Annotated in this window: 17 protein-coding genes and 1 pseudogene; 8 read left to right on the forward strand and 10 right to left on the reverse strand. The window is 66.3% G+C overall.

What is annotated here, in order from left to right:
• Positions 1-165 precede the first annotated feature (165 nt).
• Positions 166-885: a polysaccharide deacetylase family protein gene (locus ACZ1A1_RS03405; protein ID WP_463618763.1), complete on the forward strand. Its 720-nt coding sequence runs from the start codon at positions 166-168 to the stop codon at positions 883-885.
• Between the two features lie 105 nt (positions 886-990).
• Positions 991-1887, forward strand: a complete 897-nt coding sequence (locus ACZ1A1_RS03410) for a fructose bisphosphate aldolase (protein ID WP_463618764.1) — start codon at positions 991-993, stop codon at positions 1885-1887.
• Positions 1888-1932: 45 nt separating this feature from the next.
• Here the strand turns inward: ACZ1A1_RS03410 and ACZ1A1_RS03415 are convergent, their stop codons facing one another.
• From ACZ1A1_RS03415 to ACZ1A1_RS03435, 5 genes and pseudogenes are all read right to left on the reverse strand, one after another.
• Positions 1933-2442, reverse strand: a complete 510-nt coding sequence (locus tag ACZ1A1_RS03415; protein ID WP_313193798.1) for a hypothetical protein — start codon at positions 2440-2442, stop codon at positions 1933-1935.
• Positions 2443-2555: 113 nt separating this feature from the next.
• Entirely contained in the window at positions 2556-3575 is a 1020-nt protein-coding gene (locus ACZ1A1_RS03420; protein ID WP_463618765.1) for a zinc-dependent alcohol dehydrogenase family protein, read from the reverse strand.
• A 28-nt stretch (positions 3576-3603) separates the two neighbouring features.
• Positions 3604-3994 (reverse strand): annotated as a pseudogene (locus tag ACZ1A1_RS03425) ((R)-mandelonitrile lyase).
• Positions 3995-4011: 17 nt separating this feature from the next.
• Entirely contained in the window at positions 4012-4464 is a 453-nt protein-coding gene (locus ACZ1A1_RS03430; protein WP_463618766.1) for a cyclophilin-like fold protein, read from the reverse strand.
• Positions 4461-5651, reverse strand: coding sequence for an MFS transporter (locus ACZ1A1_RS03435; RefSeq protein ID WP_463618767.1), 1191 nt, complete (start codon positions 5649-5651; stop codon positions 4461-4463). The genes ACZ1A1_RS03430 and ACZ1A1_RS03435 overlap by 4 nt, the downstream gene beginning before the upstream one ends.
• 161 nt (positions 5652-5812) lie before the next feature.
• Here ACZ1A1_RS03435 and ACZ1A1_RS03440 point away from each other — a divergent pair, with 161 nt between their 5' ends.
• Together ACZ1A1_RS03440 and ACZ1A1_RS03445 are read left to right on the forward strand one after the other, a co-directional pair.
• Positions 5813-6706, forward strand: coding sequence for a LysR family transcriptional regulator (locus ACZ1A1_RS03440; protein ID WP_463618768.1), 894 nt, complete (start codon positions 5813-5815; stop codon positions 6704-6706).
• Positions 6707-6896: 190 nt separating this feature from the next.
• On the forward strand, positions 6897-7370 hold the full coding sequence (locus ACZ1A1_RS03445) for a VOC family protein (protein ID WP_313193794.1): 474 nt from the start codon (positions 6897-6899) through the stop codon (positions 7368-7370).
• 62 nt (positions 7371-7432) lie between these two features.
• On the opposite strand, the gene ACZ1A1_RS03450 is transcribed toward ACZ1A1_RS03445, so the two are convergent.
• Complete coding sequence (locus tag ACZ1A1_RS03450) at positions 7433-8914, reverse strand: M81 family metallopeptidase (RefSeq protein WP_463618769.1); 1482 nt, start codon at positions 8912-8914, stop codon at positions 7433-7435.
• Between the two features lie 236 nt (positions 8915-9150).
• Here ACZ1A1_RS03450 and ACZ1A1_RS03455 point away from each other — a divergent pair, with 236 nt between their 5' ends.
• Positions 9151-10014, forward strand: coding sequence for a MurR/RpiR family transcriptional regulator (locus ACZ1A1_RS03455; RefSeq protein WP_415212139.1), 864 nt, complete (start codon positions 9151-9153; stop codon positions 10012-10014).
• A gap of 4 nt (positions 10015-10018) precedes the next feature.
• On the opposite strand, the gene ACZ1A1_RS03460 is transcribed toward ACZ1A1_RS03455, so the two are convergent.
• The 3 genes from ACZ1A1_RS03460 to tauA form a co-directional block, all read right to left on the reverse strand.
• Positions 10019-10861 (reverse strand): ABC transporter permease subunit, encoded by an 843-nt coding sequence (locus ACZ1A1_RS03460; RefSeq protein WP_463618770.1) that lies wholly within the window; start codon positions 10859-10861, stop codon positions 10019-10021.
• Positions 10858-11664 (reverse strand): taurine ABC transporter ATP-binding protein, encoded by an 807-nt coding sequence (locus tag ACZ1A1_RS03465; RefSeq protein ID WP_318914301.1) that lies wholly within the window; start codon positions 11662-11664, stop codon positions 10858-10860. The genes ACZ1A1_RS03460 and ACZ1A1_RS03465 overlap by 4 nt, the downstream gene beginning before the upstream one ends.
• 89 nt (positions 11665-11753) lie before the next feature.
• Entirely contained in the window at positions 11754-12758 is a 1005-nt protein-coding gene (gene tauA, locus ACZ1A1_RS03470) for a taurine ABC transporter substrate-binding protein (protein ID WP_463618771.1), read from the reverse strand.
• A 325-nt stretch (positions 12759-13083) separates the two neighbouring features.
• On the opposite strand from tauA, the gene ACZ1A1_RS03475 reads away from it, so the two are divergent.
• Positions 13084-13272, forward strand: coding sequence for a con-10 family general stress protein (locus tag ACZ1A1_RS03475; RefSeq protein ID WP_409530008.1), 189 nt, complete (start codon positions 13084-13086; stop codon positions 13270-13272).
• Positions 13273-13359: 87 nt separating this feature from the next.
• Here ACZ1A1_RS03475 and ACZ1A1_RS03480 read toward each other — a convergent pair whose 3' ends face one another.
• Positions 13360-15003, reverse strand: coding sequence for a Na+/H+ antiporter (locus tag ACZ1A1_RS03480; RefSeq protein ID WP_415214839.1), 1644 nt, complete (start codon positions 15001-15003; stop codon positions 13360-13362).
• A gap of 375 nt (positions 15004-15378) precedes the next feature.
• On the opposite strand from ACZ1A1_RS03480, the gene ACZ1A1_RS03485 reads away from it, so the two are divergent.
• The gene (locus ACZ1A1_RS03485) at positions 15379-16263 is read left to right on the forward strand and encodes a helix-turn-helix transcriptional regulator (RefSeq protein WP_463618772.1); all 885 of its coding nucleotides are present in this window, start codon (positions 15379-15381) and stop codon (positions 16261-16263) included.
• 542 nt (positions 16264-16805) lie between these two features.
• Positions 16806-20672 (forward strand): autotransporter outer membrane beta-barrel domain-containing protein, encoded by a 3867-nt coding sequence (locus ACZ1A1_RS03490; RefSeq protein WP_463618773.1) that lies wholly within the window; start codon positions 16806-16808, stop codon positions 20670-20672.
• Positions 20673-20678 lie beyond the last annotated feature (6 nt).

The following is a 20678-nucleotide window of genomic DNA, read 5'->3' on the forward strand; positions in this document are numbered from 1 at the left end:
AGGATTCGGTGCGCAATCGAAGATGCGACACCTGCGCGGATGACGGAAGCCGCGCGGATGGCTATAGCGCGCATGGACATAATTTCGCGCCGCCTCGGCCGTAGTGCGGCGCGTATTCCCGCCGGAAGATGGTTTCCGGCGGAGAAAATTTCGGGAGAAGGCGCGATGCGGTTCTGGTTCATTCTCGTTCTGCTGGCGCTGGCATCCCCCGCCGTCGCCAAGGATCTGCGCGAGCCGCGGCTGACGATCGCGAAGGGCGGTTCGGGCCACCCGCAGGTCGCGCTGACATTCGACGCCTGCAGCGGCGGCGTCGACGAGCGAATCCTGAAAATGCTTGTCGACAACCGTATCCCGGCCACGCTTTTCGTGACTCGGCGCTGGCTCGTCCGCAACGGCCCGACCGTCAAGCTGCTGGCGGCCCATCCGGACCTCTTCGAAATCGAGAACCACGGCAGCAACCACGTTCCGGCGGTGGTGGGCGACAAGCCGGTCTTCGGCATCAAGCCCGCGGGAACCCTCGCGAATGTCAGGGCGGAGGTCGAGGGCGGCGCCAACGCCATCACGGCGGATTTCGGCGTGCAGGCCGGCTGGTATCGGGACGCGACGGCGCGCTACAGCTCCGATGCGCTGGACCTGATCAAGTCCATGGGCTTTCGCATCGGCGGCTATTCGCTGAGCGGCGATTACGGCGCCACGGTGCCGGCCGCCAAGGCGGAGAGGATCATCGGCAATGCGCGGGACGGCGATGTCATCATCGCGCATATCAACCAGCCGGGCCGGGCCTCGGGAGCGGGCGTCGCCAGGGGCGTCCTGGCGCTCAAGGCGAAGGGCTATGCCTTCCGCCGCCTCGACGAGGTCGATACGAAAGAGGACGACCGTCGCTGACACGGTGGGACATCCGCCTGTCTCGATGATAGGCTGCGGATCGGCCGGCGGGCCGGGCGCGGTGGAGCGCGTCCGGGGCCGCGGGCATGCAACAGGGAGGCGAGCATGACCGATGCAAGGATGATGGCGCAGATGACCGACAAGGAGGGCTTCATCGCGGCCCTCGACCAGAGCGGCGGCTCGACGCCCGGCGCCTTGCGGCTCTACGGCATCGCCGATTCCGACTATGACGGCGAGGAGACGATGTTCCGCCTCATGCACGAGATGCGCGTGCGCATCATGACGGCGCCTGCCTTTTCGGGGGACAAGGTGATCGGCGCCATCCTCTTCGAGAAGACCATGGACGGGGAAGCCGGGGGCAAGCCCGTTCCCGCCTATCTCTGGCAGGATCGCGGCGTCGTGCCCTTCCTCAAGGTCGACAAGGGCCTTGCTGCCGAGGAGAACGGCGTCCAGGTGCTGAAGCCTATGCCCGAACTCGACGCGTTGCTCGCCCGCGCGGTGAAGAAGGGCATCTTCGGCACCAAGATGCGCTCGGTGATCGGCCATGCCGACAAGGCCGGCATCGCGGCCGTCGTCCGCCAGCAGTTCGAGATCGGCCGGCAGATCCTTCGCCACGGTCTCGTGCCGATCATCGAGCCGGAGGTTTCGATCAAGAGTCCGAGCAAGGAGGAGGCCGAGGCCATCCTGCGCGACGAGATCGCAAGGGAGCTCGATGCCCTGCCGGCAGGCGAACGGGTGATGCTCAAGCTGACATTGCCGAGTGTCGCGGGCCTCTACGAGCCGCTGGCCGCCCACAATTCGGTCGCCCGCGTCGTCGCGCTTTCCGGTGGCTACAGCCGCGCGGTCGCCTGCGAGAAGCTCAGCCGCAACCGCGACATGATCGCCAGCTTCTCCCGGGCCCTGACGGAAGACCTGCGCGTGACGATGAGCGATGCGGAATTCAACGCCAGCCTTGCCGCGACGATCGACGAGATCTACACCGCGAGCGTCGTGAAGGTTTGAGCGCGGCCTGGTCGGGAGTGGGTGTCGCGTACCTGCTCCCGGCGATCATTGGCGTTGAAGCGTTATCTGGCTGGTGACGACGGTCTTTCCCGAGGCGGGGTCGCGGTCGGAGGTGGTGAGTTTCAGCCCGCGCGCGCCGGTCTGCGCGACGGTGAGGCTGGCGCGGCGGTCGCCGTTTATCGGCTTTGCCCACTGGATGGTGAGGGCGAGGCTGTTGCCCTTTCGCCGGCCGGAAAGCGAGGCGGGGCCGGAGCCCGCGCCGATATAGGAGCCGCGATAGGTTCCGCCCGAAGCCTTGAGGTCGACCCCGACCGCGCGCGAGACGACGAGCAGGCCCCGGCAGCGCCCCTTGAGCGACAGGGAGCTCGGCGACGTGGTGGAGGTGAAGGTGCAGCTGATATTGATCGGCTGCCGGTTGGTACGGAGCCTCACCTGTCCCTTGCCGACATACTGGCCTTCCAGCCCGCCGAGGAACTGCGCCTCGCTGGCCTGGGCCGGCGTGAAGAGCAGCCCCGCAGCGCAGCAGATAAGGTATCTGGCATGGGTGTGATACATCGCCTTTCTCCGAACCGGGTTGAGGCGATACAATCGCTAAATCCGCGCGAAGTTCCCCGAAGGACATGTCCGGCGGCCGGAAGCCCCGCGGCGGCGGGGCTCCCGGGTGCGGTTCACGAGAGGTGCAGCAGCGTCTTGATCGCCCGCCGTTCGTCCATGGCGCGGTAGCCTTCGGCGACGTCCTGCAGGGGCAGTTCGAGGTCGAAGACCTTGCCGGGATTGATCTTGCGGGTCATCACCAGGTCGATCAGATCCGGCAGGAAGCGGCGCACGGGGGCGGGGCCGCCGAGCAGGTTCTTCTGGGCGAAGAACAGTTGCTGGCCGTCGAGCGTGACACCATGCGGCACGCCGACGAAGCCGACCGAGCCGCCGGGGCGGGCGGAGGCGAGCGCCTGCGACATCGATTCCTGCGTGCCGACGCATTCCAGCACCGATTCCGCGCCGACGCCGTCCGTCAGGTCCCTGATGCGGGCGACGCCCTCCTCGCCCCGCTCGGAGACGATGTGCGTGGCGCCGAATTCGAGGGCGAGGTCCTGCCGGCTCTTGTGGCGGCTCATCGCGATGATCTTTTCCGTGCCCATCTGCCTTGCGGCCAGAACGCCCATCAGGCCGACCGCGCCATCGCCGACGACGACGGCCGTGCCGCCGGGCCGCACGCGCGCGGCATCGGCCGCATACCAGCCCGTGCCGAGCACGTCGGAGGCAGCAAGCAGGCTCGGGATCAGGTCCTCGTCCGGCATGTGCGGCGTGGCGACGAGGGTTCCGTCGGCGAGCGGCACGCGCAGCAGCGGGGCCTGCGCGCGCGCCATGAATTCGCGGTTCTCGCAGGAGGAGGGGAAGCCGAAGCGGCAATGCGGGCAGGTATTGTCCGAACAGCAGAAGGAGCCGACGACGAACTGGCCGGGCTTGACGGTCTTTACCGCGCTGCCGACCTCGACCACCACGCCGCAATATTCATGGCCCATATGCATGGGGCCGTTCAGCGGTTGCAGCCCGCGATAGGGCCAGAGGTCGGAGCCGCAGATGCAGGTGGCGGCAAGCTTCAGGATCGCGTCGGTGGGCTGAAGGATCTCCGGCTCCGCCACCTCTTCGCAGCGGATGTCGCCGGGGCTGTAAAGCACCGTTCCAAGCATGGGATATTCCTTTCGTGTCGCGCCCGTCTCAGGCGCCGTATTCAGCTTCCGTGACATGCTCCAGCCAGTCGACGACCTTGCCGTCCTTGACCTCCTGTAGCGCGATATGGGTCATGGCGACGTCCGGCGCCGTGCCAGTGCCTTTCGCCGGGGGCGAACCAGACCACGTCGCCCGGCCGGATCTCCTCCACCGGGCCGCCTTCGCGCTGCACCCGGCCGAGGCCGGAAACGACGAGCAGGGTCTGGCCGAGCGGATGGGTGTGCCATGCCGTCCTCGCCCCCGGCTCGAACGTCACCTGCGCGCCCTGCACCCGCTCGGCGTCGAACGGGTTGAAGAGCGGGTCGATGCGCACCGTGCCGGTGAACCATGCCTCCGGCCCTTTGGCGGATGCCCGCGATCCTGCGCGTGAGATATCCATGGTCGTTCTCCTGTCTGTTATCGGATGAGGTCGATCTGAAGCGGGAATTCTCCCCGCGCCAGCAAGGGTTCGAAGCTGCCGTCGATGCGGCCGAGCCGGATCAGGCCGCGCGACCATTGGTATTCGCCGTAGAAGAGGGCGAGGTTGCCCCAGGGCGCATAGTAGCAGAGGTCGCCCGGCCGCTCGCCGGAAAAGCGGCCGCTGCCCGCTTCGGTGAGCTTGCGCGGCAGGTAGGCGATCTTCTCGTTATGGGCATAATCGTCGATGGTGAGATCGTGAAGCGGGAGCATGGATGCGAAGTCGCGGGCGGAGGGATTGTCCTCCAGCGCGGCGGTCATCGTCCGGCCGGCGAAGGCGATGCGGATCTTCATGGAGGCGGCTTTCTCTGCATGGGCGACTTTGCTGAGCGCGAAGGGCGCGGCCGCGGTGGCTTGAAGAATCGTGCGGCGCGTGAGGAGCGGGGTTGTCATTGCGCGGCCCTCCGGTGGTCCGTGGCGGCGGCGCTCGCGGCAAGCGCCGAGCCGAGCAGCAGGATTGCAGAGAGCATGAAAGGGCTCCACCAGCCGAACATGTCGAAGAGCAGCCCCCCGAGCGACGCGCCGAGGGTTATGGCAAGCTGGATGACCGCGACCTGCAGGCCGCCGCCGGCTTCGGCATCTTCGCTCAGCGTGCGGCTGAGCCATGTGCCCCAGCCGACGGGAGCGGCGGTGCCGAAGAAGCCCCAGCCGACCAGCAGCACCGTGGCGGCGACCGGCATGGTGCCGAGCGCGACCAGCGCGGCGGCAAGAAGGGCCATGACGAGCGGAATGGCGATGACGATGCTATAGAGCCGCCTCTTCAGCAGGTGGCCGATGGCCCATGTGCCCGCCACGCCAGCAAGCCCCATCAGGAGCAGGATCGCCGAGAGCGTCGACACATCGACGCGCGTCACGGTCTCCAGGAAGGGCCGAAGATAGGTGAACAGGGCGAACTGTCCCATGAAGAGCAGGAAGATCGCGGCCATGCCGAGCGCTACCTGCCGGCGCTTGAGCAGGACGAAGACATTGCCCGACCTCTTCCGGCCGCGCGGCGGCAGCGCAGGCATGCCGATCCATTGCCAGACGAGCGCCAGCATCGCGAGGGGGACGACGAGGAAGAAGGCACCGCGCCAGCCGACATGATCGCCGAGCAGGCTCCCCAGCGGGGCGGCGATGGTCGCGGCGATGGCATTGCCGGCATTGAGCAGTGCAAGGCCCTTCGGAACCGCATCCTCGGGAACGAGGCGCATGACGATCGCCGTCGACATCGACCAGAAGCCGCCGATGGCGATGCCGAGCAGTGCCCGGCCGATCATCAGGACAGCATAGTCGGGCGCGAAGGTCACGATCAGGCCGGAAGCGACGAGGAGCAGGGAAAGGGACGTCAGGACGAGCTTGCGGTCGATATGCCGGACGAGGCCGGCAATGAAGAGGCTGGTGAGAACGGCGAAGAAGCCGGAAATGGAGATCGCCTGGCCGGCCCTGCCTTCCGATATGCCGAGATCGCCGGCGATCGGTGTCAGCAGGCTGACGGGCATGAATTCGGAGGCGATGAGAACGGCCACGCAGAGCGCCATCGAAAACACCGCGCCCCAGGCGGCTTCAGGCTTCACCAGCCGTTCGTCAAACGTCGTATCCATGATCGATCCCGTGTGAGGAGAGGCCGGCGGCAGCAGACCGGGCGGCGCGTGGTGTGCCTTAAGTAGCAGCGGGCAATTGGATTGATTAGACGCTGTATTTCGTTTGAACTTATCGATAAAGGCCATAAATAAGACGGCGAGGCTAAGAACCGGGGCAAGGCATGCGCGAGAACTTCAACGATCTCCTGTGGTTCCTCGTGGTGGCGGAGGAGCGCAGCTTCACGCGGGCCGCCGCCAAGATCGGCATCACCCAGTCGACGCTGAGCCATACGATCAAGCGGCTCGAAACGCGGATGGGGCTGCGGCTGCTCGCCCGCACCACGCGCAGCGTCTCGACCACCGAGGCGGGGGAGCGCCTGCGCCAGTCGCTCGCCCCGCGCATCGCCGGGATCGAGACCGACATCGCGGCGCTCACCGCCTATCGCGACAAGCCGTCCGGCACGGTGCGCATCACCCTTTCCGACCATGCGCTGGAGCATCTCGTCTGGCCGAAGCTGCGGCCGGTGCTTGCGCACTATCCGGACCTCAAGGTCGAGTTCAGCCGGGACAACGGCTTCCGCAATATCGTCGAGGACGGGTTCGATGCAGGCGTGCGGCTCGGCGAAACGGTCGAGAAGGACATGATCGCCGTGCGCATCGGCCCGGACTGGCGGCTGGTCGCGGTCGGCGCGCCGGATTATTTCGCGGCGCGCGGCGTGCCGCGGACGCCGCAGGACCTGATGCAGCACAATTGCATCTGCCTGCGCCTCACCACGGCCGGCGGGCTCTATGCCTGGGAATTCCAGCAGGGCGGGCGGGACATCCGCATGCGCGTCGACGGCCAGCTCACCTTCAATTCGACGCTGCCGATGGTGGAAGCCGCCCTCGCCGGCTACGGCATCGCCTATGTGCCGGAGGATATCGTGGCGGGCCATGTGGCGGTCGGGCGGCTGCAACGCGTCCTTGAAGACTGGTCGCCGCCCTTTACCGGTTACTATCTCTACTATCCAAGCCGCCGGCAGAACGCCCCGGCCTTCCAGATCGTCCTCGATGCGCTGCGCTACCGGGAAGGTTGACGAGACAGGCTGTTCAACCGCCCGGCCGGCCCTAAGTAAATGCGAGTGTCAGGACAGTCCTTGCCGAGATTTTTTTTAGGCGGCTGTCGGGACGCGGCAGCTTCCTTCGTCCTCTGGCCGAACGGATCCGGCACTGTGGGCAATCCATGCCGGAAGCCGCCGGCAACGAACCGAGCGAAAGGAACGGACAATGGCAAAGAACAGCATTTGCATCTGGTACGACAAGGACGCGGAGGCCGCGGCCCGCTTCTATGCCGAGGTCTTCCCCGACAGTGCGGTCACAGCCGTCTACCACGCGCCGGGTGATTATCCCTCCGGTCATGAAGGCGATGTGCTGATGGTCGAGTTCACGGTCGCCGGCATTCCCTGCCTCGGGCTCAATGGCGGGCCGATGTTCAAGCACTCGGAGGCATTCTCCTTCCAGATCTCCACCGAAGACCAGGAAGAGACCGACCGCTACTGGAACGCCATCGTCGGCAATGGCGGGCAGGAAAGCGAATGCGGCTGGTGCAAGGACCGGTGGGGCATTTCCTGGCAGATCACGCCGCGCGTCCTGATGGAGGCGATGGCGGCCGGCGGCGGCGAGGCGAAGCGCGCCTTCGACGCCATGATGACGATGAAAAAGATCGACGTCGCCGCGATCACCGCCGCCCGGCGTGGCTGAAGGAAACGGCTGCGCGGCGGTGTTTCAAGCGCCGCCGTCGCTCCCCGGCCAGGCCGGAAATCTCAGCCCTCCAGGCCGAGCGGATCGGCGACGCGCGGCCAGATGTCGAGCCGGGCCTTGCGGTAGGGCGTGGTCGCCGGGTCCGTCGGGTAGGAGGTCGGCGCGGCGATATAGACGATCTCGGAGGAGACCGGCTGGAAGCCGGCGTGGAAGTGGTTGGTCGACTTCACCAGCAGGAAGGCCTTGCCGGTGAAATCCACGCCCTGGTTGGAGAAGATGTCGGGCTCGTAGGTCTGGGTGCGGCTGGTGATCAGCACGATATCGATGGTCGTGCCGACCGGGCGCACCACCGCCGTGCTGCCGAGCGTCACGCGGCTGTTGCGGAAGCTCTGCCAGCCCGCCTCGAAGACGCCCTCCACCGTGACGCGAAGGTCGAGCGGCTCTCCGCCCTCCGGCCCCGACTTGCCGCCGAAGCGCAGCGCCAGTTCTGCGCCTTGCCCGGCCGCATGGCAGAAGGACACGGCGATCGGGTCCCAGATCGTCGCCACCGCGACATTCTCGAAGCCGCGCTCGATCATCCGGCGCAGGATGAAGGTCGCGTCCCCCGCCACCCCGCCGCCGGGATTGTCCCAGACATCGGCGATGACGACGGGGCGGTCCGGCTGCGCGGCGCGAACCGCGAGCGCCCGGTCGAGGCCGGCCTCCGTGTCCAGCATCGGCATGGCCGTCTCCCGGCGCAGGCGGTAGAGCTCATGGCCGAGCCTTTCCGCCAGCGCATCGCCCTTCGTCCTGTCGCCATCCGTGACGACGACGATGCGCGTGCCCATTTCCGGCACGTCGCCCGCCATGAAGCCGTGGATGACGGAAATCGACAGCACGCCGTCCTTGCCCTCCATCGCCTTCAGCCGGTCGACGAAGGAGCGCATCGGCTCGCGGCTCGTCGGATAGATGGTGATCATGCGGCAGTCGAAGGTGGAGATGACGGGCCGGATCTCGCCCTTCAGGGTGCGCAGCGCAAGTTCCACGACATGCTCGCCGCGCTCCTCGAAATCCGTGTGCGGAAATTCGAGGAAGGCCGCCATGATATCGAGATTGGCGACACGCCTGGCGGTCAGGTGGCTGTGCGGATCGAATTCCACGGCGATCAGCACGTCCGGCCCGACAAGCGCGCGGATGCGCGACAGGAAATCCCCTTCCGGATCGTCATAACCCTGCGCCACCATCGCGCCGTGCAGGCCGAGCACGACGGCATCGACCGGCAGCGCGGCTTCGATCTCGCCGACGATCCGGTCGCGCAGCGTCTCGTAGGTCTGGCGCTGGATGAGACCGGCCGGCTCGGCCCAGCAGGACGTGCCCTCGATGACGGTGAAACCCTCCGCCCGCCCGCGCCGTCGCAGGATCGGCACGACGGAGGAGCAGAGCGTCGGTGTATCCGGATGCTCGCCCGGGCCGGCATAGAAGGCGGCCTTGAAGGCATTCATGTCCGTCGGCACGGGCGAGAAGGTGTTGGTCTCGGTGGCAAGCGAGGCCGTGAAGATGCGCATGGTGACAGGTCCCGATGAATGGCGCCGGCCTCTGCCAGCTTCTGTTTGTTATTTATTTTCACTCATGCGGCGATTTGCAAGGGATTTCTGTGAGGATGGATGGCAAAAATGCCGATATAGGAAATTTAATTTCACATACGGCGTCGTATTGATGCGGTTTCCGCCTGTGCTATGACCGTTTGGCACGTGAAATTCATTTTCAGGAAGGCGAGGGCGGCCTTGCCGGCGGAGCGCGGATGGACCTTTTTCATGCATTGACGGACGAGGAGGGCGGCCTTTCGGGGCTGGACCGGACGCTTGCGGATTTCGTGCTGGGGAATGTCGATTTCGTCATGCATGCTTCCATCGGCGAGCTTGCCGGGCGGGCCGGCGTCTCGCCGCCGACCGTGACGCGGTTCTGCCGGCGGCTCGGATGCAAGGGCTTTCCGGATTTCAAGGTGCAGCTCGCGCGGCTGGCCTCCGTCGGCCTGCGTTATGTCCGGCCGGAAGTCCTGACCGAAACGCCGCAGGAGGTCGCCGACGACGTGCTGGCGAATGCGCAGGCCGCGCTCTACCAGTTGCACCGCCAGATCGACCTTGCCGCGCTCGAAAAGGCGGCCGGCCTGTTGCGCGGGGCGGATTTCATCCTCGCCTTCGGCGCGAGCGGCAATTCGTCGATGGTGGTCAACGAGCTGCACAACCGGCTGTTCCGGCTCGGCTGCCGCATCTGCGCCTCGAACGACCACAACATGAACGCGATGCTTTCCGCCGCCGCCCGGCCGGGCACGGTGGTCTTCGCCTCGTCCTTCACGGGGCGCGACACGGCCCTCGTCCACTGCCTCGACCTGTCTAGGCAGCGCGGCATTCCCACCGTCGTCGTCACCCAGAGCCATTCGCCGGTCGCCGAAGCGGCGGACGTGGTGATCGCGGTCGACCTGCCGGAGGGGACCAACATCTTCCGGCCGACCTCGACGCGCTATGCCTATCTCGCCGTCGTCGACATGCTGGCGAACCTCGTCGCCTATGCCGACAGGCCGAAGGCGCTGAAGACCCTGCGCGCCATCAAGGAAGACCTCGTCAGCCACCGCGACGGCGACGACCGCCAGCCGCTCGGCGACTAGAAACTCAACGGTGCGAGGCCCAGGGCACGAGCCGCCGCTCGATCTGGCGCGCGATGGCTTCCAGCAGGATCGCCACCAGCGCGATGACGACGATGCCGGCGATCACGACGTCGGTGACGAGGAACTGCGCCGCCGACTGGATCATGAAGCCGATACCGCTCGTCGCCGCGACAAGTTCGGCCGCCACCAGCGTCGTCCAGCCCGCGCCGAGCGCGATGCGGATGCCTGTCAGGATCGAAGGGACCGCGCTCGGCAGCACCACGTCGGACAAAACCTGCCGCCGGCTCGCGCCGAGGGAACGGGCGGCGTTGACATGGTCCTTCGAGACGCCGCGCACGCCGGCCGATGTCGACAGGATGATCGAGGGCAACATGGAAAGCGCGATGACGGTGATCTTCGAGGCCTCGCCGATGCCGACCCAGATGATGATGAGCGGCAGATAGGCCAGCGGCGGCAGCGGGCGCAAAAACTCCACCACCGGATCGAGGATACCGCGGCCGATCCGGCTCGTGCCGATGGCAAGGCCGGCAGGAATGCCGATCGCGATGGAGGCGGCCAGCGCGCCGAAGATGCGGGTGAGGCTGGCGCCGAGATGCTCGGCAAGGGTCGCATCGACGAAACCGGTGACGACGAGATTGTAGATCGCGACCACCACCTGCCGGGGCGAGGGCAGGAAGACCGGCGAGACCAGCGCATAGGCGGCGGCCAGAGCCCAGAGCCCGACGAGCACGGCGACGGTGATCGCGGAGATGGCCGCGACGGGCAGCGGTCGCCGCTCGGCGCGCTCGCAGGGCGGGTCCTTCGCCTGAACCTCGGGCAGGGACGTGACGTCGGTGGAGAGGGTCATGCGGCAAGCTCCTCGTCTGCGCCGGAATGGATGAGGCCGGTGAGGCCGGCATGCATGCGTTTGAAGAGCGGCGATGCCTTCACCGCGGATACCGAGGCGCCATTCAGCACCTCCGCATTGAAGCCCGCCTCGATCTCGGCCGTCAGGCGTCCCGGATTGGGCGAGAGCACGACGATGCGCGTACCGAGCAGCAGGGCCTCCTCGATGCTGTGCGTGATGAGGATCGCGCCCGCGCCGCTTTCGGCCTTTATGCGCAGGAGGAATTCCTGCATGCGCGTTCGGGTCAGCGCGTCCAGCGCGCCGAGCGGTTCGTCGAGCAGGAGGAAGCGCGGTTCCGCCGCCAGCGCCCGCGCGATGCCGACCCGCTGGCGCATGCCGCCGGAAAGCTCCCAGATGCGCCGGTCGCCGGCCTCCGCAAGCCCGACGCGGGCAAGAAGCGCATCGGCCCGCGCCCGGCGCTCCGCAAGCGGAATGCCTCTCAGCTTGAGCGGGAAGGCGATGTTGTCGCGCGCGTCGAGCCAGGGATAGAGCGCATCGTCCTGGAAGACGACCGCGCGGTCGGCGCCGGGGCCGCGCACCGGCTCGCCGTCGAGCGCGATGGTGCCGGCGCTCGGCGCGATGAAGCCGGCCGCAAGGTTGAGCAGGCTCGTCTTGCCCGAGCCGGAGCGCCCGATGATGGCGACCAGCTCGTCCGAAGCGACCTGCAGGTTGATGCCGTCGAGGACCAGCTTTTCGCCCGCGCCGCCCCGGCCCGGCCTTGCCGGGTAGCGCAGCGCGACGTTGCGGAATGTCAGGATGCTCATGGGCCCTCCAAGATTAATGCCGTGATGTCGGGCGATGGCCCGGCGGCACTTTCGCGCCACCGGGCCCGTCCGCCGCAGGGGTTCAGGCGTCAGTAGGCAAGCTTCGTCGCGTCCGTCACCCAGCGGGTGGAGACGTAGGGCGAATAGTCGGAAAGGGCCGCGGGGATCTTGCCCTGTTCCAGCAGGAAGGCCGAGGTGTCGGCGACCGCCTTCACCGTGCCGCCGCCGAGCAGCTTTTCGCCGGCCTGTTCCTCGAGCGTCGGGAAGATGTAGCCCTTCAGCAGCGCCGGCACCTCGTCCTGCTTGGCGCCGGTGAGGCGGGCGATCTTCTCGGCTTCCGGCGAGGCGGCGTTCCAGGCATCGGGATCGGCGCGATAGGCGGCCGTTGCATCGCCCGTCACCTTGACGAAGGCGGTCACCACGTTCGGATGTTCCTCGGCGAATTTCTTGCTGACGATCCAGGCGTCGAAGGTCGGCCCGCCCCAGTCCGCGACGTCGGCGGAGGTCGCCAGGACCTTGCCGCTCTTCTTCAGCTGGGCCAGCACTGGATCCCAGACATAGGCGCCGTCGATGTCGCCGCGTTCCCAGGCCGCCGCGATTTCCGGCGGGCGCAGGTTGAGGATCTCGACCGATTTCGGATCGACGTTCCAGTGCTTCAGCGCGGTCAGCAGGCTGTAATGGGCGGTCGAGACGAAGGGCGTCGCGATCTTCTTGCCGGCAAGGTCCTCCGGCTTGTCGATGGATTTCACCGCGAGCGCTTCCGCCTCGCTGATGAGGCCGACGACGAAGATCGTCTCGATGGGCAGCTCGCGGCTGGCGGCGGCGGCAAGCGGCGAGGAGCCGACATAGCCGATATCGAGCGAGCCGGAGGCGATGGCGGCAATCACGTCCGCTCCGCCGTCGAATTTCTGCCAGTTGATCTTCGCGCCGGTCGCCTTCTCATAGGTGCCGTCGGCCTGCGGAACGCGGGACGGCTCGACGATCGGCTGGTAGCCGATGTTGAGCGTCACGTCTGCGGCATGCGCCGCGCCGAGGGAAGCCGCCATGGCAAGGGCGGCGGTCGCGGCGAGCAGGGCTCTGCGGGTAATGGTCATGGTCCTCTCCTCAAGTTGCCGTCGCCCGAAATCTCTGCGGGCCGGTTTCTCAAAGCTATATAATCAATAAATTTAGTAGAGAAATTTTCGCCTCAATTTACCGGGCGCGCGGCAATTGCTTTTGCGTTTCCGGCGGAAGGATCGGAATGGCGGCTGTCCGCGGCGTTCTCTCATCACGCCGCCACGACGGCGGCAGCCGGCTTGGATGCTCGCCGGCCGGGTTCAGCCATCACGATATGTTTCAATAAGGAACGACCGCCCGCCGTCTTGGTTGACTGCGTGCAGGCGAATGAACGCCTGCCTTTTGACTCCAAGGAGAAGCATTATGCCGAACCAAGGCGGAACCCACGAACAGCATGTGAAGGCCGGCCAGCAGAGCCACAAGAACGAGGACCGCAAGCTCGACGCCTCCAGCAACCGCGACCAGAAAGACGGCCAGCGCGGCGGCAAGGGCAACTTCGCGGAAGACCGCGAACGGGCCTCGGAAGCCGGCCGCAAGGGCGGCCAGCACTAACCCGTCAATTCCAGAGGGCCCGCCGCCGCAAGGTGGCGGGCCTTTCCATGCTCCCTGTACGGCGGTTGGTGGACCGCAGGTACTGGCCTATCCCATCGCGGCGTAGCGGGCTTCCATCAGGTCGGCTTCGCGCACGAGCTTGCGCACGAGTTCGTCGGAAAGCTTGCGGGCGCGGCCGAGGCGGTAGATCTCGTCGCGCTCGGCCCTTACTCCGGCCAGTCGAAGCCGCCGTTCGATCTCTTCGAGATGTTTTACCTGATCGGCTTCGTCGCCGGTCTTGGAGCGCGTGTCGATCCTCTGTCGGTAAAGCTCCATGAGGCGGCTTCCGACATCGGCATAGAGGTCGGCATCGCCCCGGCCTTCGCCGATTTCGTGCTGCAGCCTTTCGATCATCCGGATCGCCGCTTCCGCCGCGGCGATGCGGGCGGCGTCCTCCTCGCGCTGGTGGCCGGGCTCGGGCGGTAGTTCCAGGTCGCGAAGCAGGAAGGGCAGGCCGATGCTGGCGGCGGCGAGCGAGGCGATGATCACGCCTGCCGCAAGGAAGATGGCGAGATCGCGCGCCGGAAACGGCGTTCCGTCGTCAAGGACGAGCGGCAGCGTGAGGATACCGGCCAGCGTGATGGCGCCGCGCACGCCGGCCACCGACATCGCCACCACCAGCCGCCAGTTCGGCCTCGTCACCGTTCGCCCCTGCCTTGCCGCGCGATAGAGGGTGAAGCGCAGCGATATCCAGACCCAGACGAGACGCAAGAGTGCCAGCGCGACGTTGATCGCGACGACATAGATCGCCAGCCAGATCGGCTCGTGATGGCCGGTATCGGTCACCACCTGCGCCGCCCCCGCCACGATGCTTGGCAACTGTTCGCCAAGCAGCACGAAGATGATGCCGTTGAGGGCGAATTGCACCGTATCCCACACGGCGGTGCGGCGCACACGCGTGACGGCGAGGGTCTGGCCGGTCTGTTCCGCATAGCTCATCGTGATCCCGGCGGCGACGGCCGCGAGGATGCCCGAGCAATGCAGCTCTTCCGCCAGGAGATAGGCGCCGAACGGGATGAGCAGGCTGATGAGGATCTGCGAGCCCGGCTCCTCGCCGAGCTTGCGCGAGAGGTGGTCCTTGGCCTTCATCACGATCCAGGTCATGCCCGCGCCGATGACGATGCCGCCGAGCGCGAGCCACAGGAAGGTGCCCAGCGCGGCGACCGGCGAAAAGACGCCGGTGAGGACGGCGGCAACGGCAAAGCGCATGCAGACGAGGCCCGAGGCGTCGTTCAGCAGGGACTCCCCTTCGAGGATATGCATCAGGCGGTTGGGGATCGGCACGCGGGCGGTGATCGCCGAGACGGCGATCGGGTCCGTCGGCGAAACGATGGCCGCCAGCGCGAAGGCGACCGGCAGCGGCATCGAGGGGATCAGCCAGTGGATGAAGAAGCCGACCCCGATCACCGTGAAGATCACGAGGCCGAGCGAGAGTTCGAGGATTGTTCCCTTGTCGCGGAACAGCCCTTCCTTGGGAATGCGCCAGCCGTCGAGAAAGAGAAGCGGCGGCAGGAAGAGCAGGAAGAAGATGTGCGGCTCGAGCTCCACCTTGGACCCCGTGACGCCGGCAATCGCCGCCCCCAGCGCGATCTGCACCAGCGGCAGGGGAACGGCCACCGGGGAGAGGCGCGCAAGCGTCCCGCTCACGACCACCGCCAGCAACAGGATCAGCGCGATACCGATATTCTCCATGCAATCTCCTGCCTGCGGATCAGCGACTATGTGGCGAGGCTTCGCAGGCCCCGAATCTTTCAAGTTTGAAAACGGCGGTTTCGCCGGTCAAGCCGTCATGGCCGGAAAAGTGCGCTTCCTGCTTGCGCGGGCATATCCATGTTCGCCCGGGGGAAAATACTTGTTCGCCTTCGGTCAAGCCAATGGAACGCCAATAGCTGTACAATTCCGCAAAACCGTACAGAATTTAATTCTGTGCACCTGTCGTATTTGCTGGATACCTTCGAAGTCGCCAAACTGAAAGGAGAGCGGTTGGGTTCCGTCCTGTTTCCCACGCGCAGACTGTCAACGGAAGACGTTCCCCGGCGGGAGCGGCTTGCATTCGTGCATGATTTCATGGCGCGTCATATCGGCGGCCGCCGGTTTGCCCCGGCCGACCGCGACAATGTCCGCATCGACATGGAGGCGATGCCCCTGCCCAGCGGCCTGACGGTGGCCCGGGGCCATTACAACCCGATGGGCGGCGCCCGGACGCGGGAGCTGCTGCAGGATGGCCGCGAACAATACCTGCTGCTGATCCACAATGAAGAGCATGAGATTTCGATCGACGGCAAGGCGCTGATCAAGATCGCTCCGGGCGATATCGTTCTCCTGAACGAAGGGACCTGCCATGAATTCTGGTACGGCAAGCCGACGACCGTCGACCTCGTGTCGCTGGATCGCCAGACGCTTGCCGATCTCGCCCCCCGCATCGAGCTGGAAGCGAGCTACATGATACCGGCGACGGCCTGCGGCATGCCGCTGCTGGCGAATTATGTCGAGACGCTGCGGCGTTACCCGCCCGCCTCGTCCAGGGCCGGCGACATGGCGTCCCGACACGTCTACGATCTGACGGCGCTGGTGCTCGACGGTTTCGTCCGCGGCGGGGCGGAGCGGAACGAGCGCAGCAAGGCGGCCGCGCGGCGCCGGCTGGTGCAAAGGGACGTATTGGAGAACCTCTCCGATCCCGGCCTCCATATCGATCTCGTCGCCCAGCGCCAGGGCGTCACCCCGCGCTATATCCAGCGCCTGTTCGAGAGCGAAGGCACGACCTTCACGGAATTCGTGCGCGACTGTCGGCTCGATCTCGCCTTCCGCCTGCTCAAGGAGCGCGAGGCGGATTCCAGCATGATCACCGCCATCGCCTACGATGTCGGCTTCTCGGACCTCTCCACGTTCAGCCGGGCGTTTCGCCGGCGCTTCAACGCCACGCCTTCCGAGATCCGGCGCTCGTCCTTCTGAGATCGAGTGGCCGGATAGGGCCGGATTTGTGCGTCCAGCATCAAAAATCGGTTCCGTATTTCCCAAGAGCGCCATGGCCCCTTTTCGTATCGTTCAGCGTCAACGATGCGGAATCAGTCTCCGCGTCGCATATCCACATCGGAGACAGTTCGACATGACCAGGGAGTTACGGGGTGCGCTCGGTATTTCATAGCAACGGCCCGCTGGCGGTATCGCGTGCGGTTCCGCGAGAGGATGCGCCCGCAACCATATCCATCCATTCGGCCGGGCGGCATTTCCCTTGCTGCCACGCAGCAGGCATCAGGGCGGGAAACGACAGAAGAATTGTCGCTGATCGTCTTTTCGGCCGCACGAGGGGCTTTGCGATAGATCGCGAACGTTAGCCCCGCCCGCCGGTTGGCGGCGGCGATCCGAGGGGTCTGCGCCGCGCCCGCGGCAGAGCGGGGCATCAATCAAAACAATCGTCTTTTCAGTCTTCGGGCGCGGCAGCGTCCGTCGCCGGCGGCGCCATGTCCGCAGCCGGCCAAAACGGGAGCAGGAAATTGCAGGACAGAACTTTCGATCCGTCGCGTTCGGCCAGGGGGCCGCGTCTTCGGCACGTGCAGGCGCTTCTGGCGGGCGCCTCGATGATCGCGCTTGGCCTTCCGGCATCGGCGGCAACGATAGAGCTGGAAAACGGCGAGGTCGAAACCGGCGCGATCTCGCAGCCGGGCAACACCACCTTCCTCGTCAAGGAAGCAACGGGGGCGACCATGGCAGGGACGATCTCGGGAACGGGATCGGTTTCCAAGACCGGTCAGGGTACGTTGACGATCACAGGGGAAAATTCCTATTCCGGCGGCACGGACATCGCCGGCGGCTATGTGTGGTTGACGCATGGCAGCGGTCTCGGCACCGGAACCGTCACGTTCAACGGCGGCAGCCTCGGCTTCCTGGGGCCTGATGCGCTGTCCATGTCCAACGACATGGTGTTCAACAATACCACCGTCCTCTACACGATGCAGGACACGACATTGTCGGGCGTGCTTTCCGGCGGGTCGCTTTTCAAGAAATTCGGCGAAAAGACGTTGACGCTGACGGGCGAGAACACCTTCACGGGCGGCCTTCTCATCCACGAGGGGACCGTGCGGGCGGAAAACAGCAAGGCGCTCGGCTCCGGCAGGATCACCTTCGACAGCGGGACGCTCGGGATCTACGCGCCCGCCCTGACGACGCTTTCCAACGACATGGCGTTCAACGGCAATGCCACGCTCGATACCGTGCAGCACACGACGATTTCGGGCACCCTGTCGGGGACGGGTGGCCTGACGAAGACCGGCAGCGGGACTTTGACCCTTTCCGCGGACAACAGCGCCTTCTCGGGCGAGCTGACAATACGGAACGGGACCGTCCATGTCGGGAACGACCATGCGCTCGGCACGGGGGTGGTGAACATCGGCCAGTTTGGAAGCACGGCGGCGCTGTCCTACGCGGATGGCGTCACGATCGGCAACAACCTCCTCCTGGCCGCGAATACGGATTTTCATGTCGCGGCCGGCACGGCGACGCAGTCGGGCCGGATCGATCAGTCAAGCGGGAGCGTGATCTTCCCGAGAAAGACCGGCGCCGGCGAGCTTGTCGTTACCGGCGCGATCAACGCCGGATATGAGTTCAGGATCGCCGAGGGGCAACTGACGGCAGCCGCCGAGAATGTCATCGGCGGCGAGCGCACATATTATATCGCAGACGCGGCAACCTTGAAGCTCGAGGCCGACCAGCAGCTCGGCATGGCCTCGGGAGACGGCAAGCTCGATCTCGGTTCCCGCAAGCTGACGCTCGGCAAGGGGGCGGGCGGGAACATCTTCAGTGGCAGCCTGGTCGGCGACCCGGACGCCCATCTGGTGAAGGTGGGCGCCAGTTCCCAGGCGCTCAACGGCAACGGCCTCAACTACTATGGCCGGATGTCGGTGGAAGAGGGGACGCTCATCGTCAACGGCGATTTTGCCGGCACGCCCGTCCTCGTGATCGGCGGCCGCCTGAAGGGAGCCGGCCAGCTCGGCGACGTGGTGGTGGACGGCGGCACCCTGGCGGGCACGGGTGGCACCACGCTTTCGATGCATGAATTGCACCTCACCAGCAATGCGATCGTCGAGGCGAACCTCGGCACGGAGAACAGCGCGGCGCTCTTCGACGTCGCCGGCGACATCGTGCTCGACGGCACGCTGAATGTGAACAATGCGGGGGGCTTCGGTCCGGGCCTCTACCGCCTCTTCAGCTACGGCGGCGCTCTCGACGACCGGGGCCTCGAGATCGGAACCGCGCCGACGGGCTACAACGCCGAAAATCTCGCCGTGCAGACGTCGATCGGCGGGCAGGTGAACCTCGTCGCGGACGATCCCGATTACGGTCCGGTGATGTTCTGGGACGGCGGCGATCCGGCGAACCGGAACAACGGCAAGATCGACGGCGGCGACGGGCAATGGAGCAAGACCGGCAGCACCTTCACCGATGCATACGGCATGCAGAACGGCTCGATGAATCCCCGGCCCGGCTTCGCCGTGTTCGGTGGCAAGGCCGGCCATGTCGTCGTCAATACCGGCTTCGGGGAGGTGCAGGCGACCGGCATGCAGTTCGCCACCGACGGCTATGTCATCTCGGGCGAGTTGCTCGAGCTGGTGACCGGCGACGCATTCATTCGCGTCGGCGACGGCACGGCCGCCGGAGCGAACTACACGGCGACCATCTCCAACAAGATCGACGGCGGGGGCAAGCTGATCAAGACCGACCTCGGCAAGCTCATCCTCACGGGCGAGGGCGTCTATAGAGGCGGCACCGAAGTGCGCCAGGGCACGCTCCAGATCGGCGACGAGGCCAACGAGGGCTCGATCGCCGGCCTGGTCGAGGTGGGGGGCGAGGGCCGGCTGACCGGCATCGGCACGCTGGAGGAGGTCGTCGTTTCCGGCACCATCGCGCCGGGCCTGTCGATCGGCACGCTTCATGTCGGGGACATCACCTTCAACGAAGGCTCGGTCTTCGAGGTCGAGCTGAATGCGGAGGGGGAATCGGACCAGATCCTCGCCTCCGGCGTGGCGACGATCAATGGCGGCACGGTGAGCGCGCTCGGCGGTGCCGGCAACTACGCGGCCTCCACCCGCTACACGATCCTGCATGCCGATGAGGGCTTCAGAAGCGAGGAGGACCGTTTCGACGGCGTGACCTCGAACCTCGCCTTCCTCACGCCGGATCTCGAATACGACGAGAACAACGTCTACCTGACGATGACCCGCAACGGCGTTGCCTTCGAGAATGTCGGCAACACGCGCAACCAGATCGCGACGGGCGGGGCGGTGGAAAGCCTCGGGGCGGGCAATACCGTCTACGACGCGGCCCTCAGCCTTTCCGAGGAGCAGGCGCGCGGCGCCTTCGACCGGCTCTCGGGCGAGATCCACGCCTCGGCCAAGACCGCGCGGGTCGAGGACAGCCGCTTCCTGCGCAATGCCGTCAACGACCGCCTGCGGGCGGCCTTCGACACCGCGGGCGCCCCGGCGGGCGTGGTCACCACCTATGACGACGGCAGGCCGGGCGCGGCGGAGGCGGGCACGGATGGCTTCGCGCTCTGGAGCCAGGGCTTCGGCGCGTGGGATCATACCGGCGGCGACGGCAATGCCGCGCGCCTCAACCGCTCCACCGGCGGCTTTTTCGCCGGTGCCGACGCGTCGATATTCGATAACTGGCGCTTCGGCGCGGTGGCCGGCTACAGCCACAGCAGCTTCGACGTGAAGGACCGTGGCTCCTCCGGATCGAGCGACAACTACCATTTTGGCGTCTATGGCGGCGCGCAATGGGGCGAGCTCGCCTTCCGCACGGGCGGCGCCTATACGTGGCACGACATCTCGACCAGCCGCAACGTCGCCTTCGCGGGCTTCACCGATAGCCTGAAGGCCGACTACGATGCCGGTACGGGGCAGATCTTCGGCGAGCTGGCCTATGGCTTCAAAATGGGCGAAGCCCGCTTCGAGCCCTTCGCGAACCTTGCCCATGTGAACCTGCATACGGACGGCTTTACCGAAAAGGGCGGCGCGGCGGCCCTGACGACCGGCTCGTCCAATATGGACATGACCTTCACGACGCTCGGCCTGCGGGCTTCGACGAATTTCGACCTCGACGGCACGGCGGTCACCGCCAAGGGCATGGTCGGCTGGCGGCACGGCTTCGGCGGCATGACGCCGACCTCGCGGATGCGTTTTGCCGGTGCCGGCGACGCCTTCACCATTGCCGGCGTGCCGGTCGCCCGCAACGTGGCCGTCGTGGAAGCCGGCCTCGACGTCGCGCTGACGCCGAACGCCGATTTCGGCGTCTCCTATGGCGCGCAGTTCGGCTCGGGCGCCGTCGACCAGTCGCTGAAGGCCAATCTCAACATCAGGTTCTGAGGCGAA

This window comes from Shinella sp. R2-11, assembly GCF_055330205.1.

Coding starts and splice junctions, on each gene's coding strand:
- ACZ1A1_RS03405 (WP_463618763.1), top strand. CDS start 166: ATGCGGTTCTGGTTCATTCTCGTTCTGCTGGCGCTGGCATCCCCCGCC.
- ACZ1A1_RS03410 (WP_463618764.1), top strand. CDS start 991: ATGACCGATGCAAGGATGATGGCGCAGATGACCGACAAGGAGGGCTTC.
- ACZ1A1_RS03415 (WP_313193798.1), bottom strand. CDS start 2,442: ATGTATCACACCCATGCCAGATACCTTATCTGCTGCGCTGCGGGGCTG.
- ACZ1A1_RS03420 (WP_463618765.1), bottom strand. CDS start 3,575: ATGCTTGGAACGGTGCTTTACAGCCCCGGCGACATCCGCTGCGAAGAG.
- ACZ1A1_RS03430 (WP_463618766.1), bottom strand. CDS start 4,464: ATGACAACCCCGCTCCTCACGCGCCGCACGATTCTTCAAGCCACCGCG.
- ACZ1A1_RS03435 (WP_463618767.1), bottom strand. CDS start 5,651: ATGGATACGACGTTTGACGAACGGCTGGTGAAGCCTGAAGCCGCCTGG.
- ACZ1A1_RS03440 (WP_463618768.1), top strand. CDS start 5,813: ATGCGCGAGAACTTCAACGATCTCCTGTGGTTCCTCGTGGTGGCGGAG.
- ACZ1A1_RS03445 (WP_313193794.1), top strand. CDS start 6,897: ATGGCAAAGAACAGCATTTGCATCTGGTACGACAAGGACGCGGAGGCC.
- ACZ1A1_RS03450 (WP_463618769.1), bottom strand. CDS start 8,914: ATGCGCATCTTCACGGCCTCGCTTGCCACCGAGACCAACACCTTCTCG.
- ACZ1A1_RS03455 (WP_415212139.1), top strand. CDS start 9,151: ATGGACCTTTTTCATGCATTGACGGACGAGGAGGGCGGCCTTTCGGGG.
- ACZ1A1_RS03460 (WP_463618770.1), bottom strand. CDS start 10,861: ATGACCCTCTCCACCGACGTCACGTCCCTGCCCGAGGTTCAGGCGAAG.
- ACZ1A1_RS03465 (WP_318914301.1), bottom strand. CDS start 11,664: ATGAGCATCCTGACATTCCGCAACGTCGCGCTGCGCTACCCGGCAAGG.
- tauA (WP_463618771.1), bottom strand. CDS start 12,758: ATGACCATTACCCGCAGAGCCCTGCTCGCCGCGACCGCCGCCCTTGCC.
- ACZ1A1_RS03475 (WP_409530008.1), top strand. CDS start 13,084: ATGCCGAACCAAGGCGGAACCCACGAACAGCATGTGAAGGCCGGCCAG.
- ACZ1A1_RS03480 (WP_415214839.1), bottom strand. CDS start 15,003: ATGGAGAATATCGGTATCGCGCTGATCCTGTTGCTGGCGGTGGTCGTG.
- ACZ1A1_RS03485 (WP_463618772.1), top strand. CDS start 15,379: ATGGCGCGTCATATCGGCGGCCGCCGGTTTGCCCCGGCCGACCGCGAC.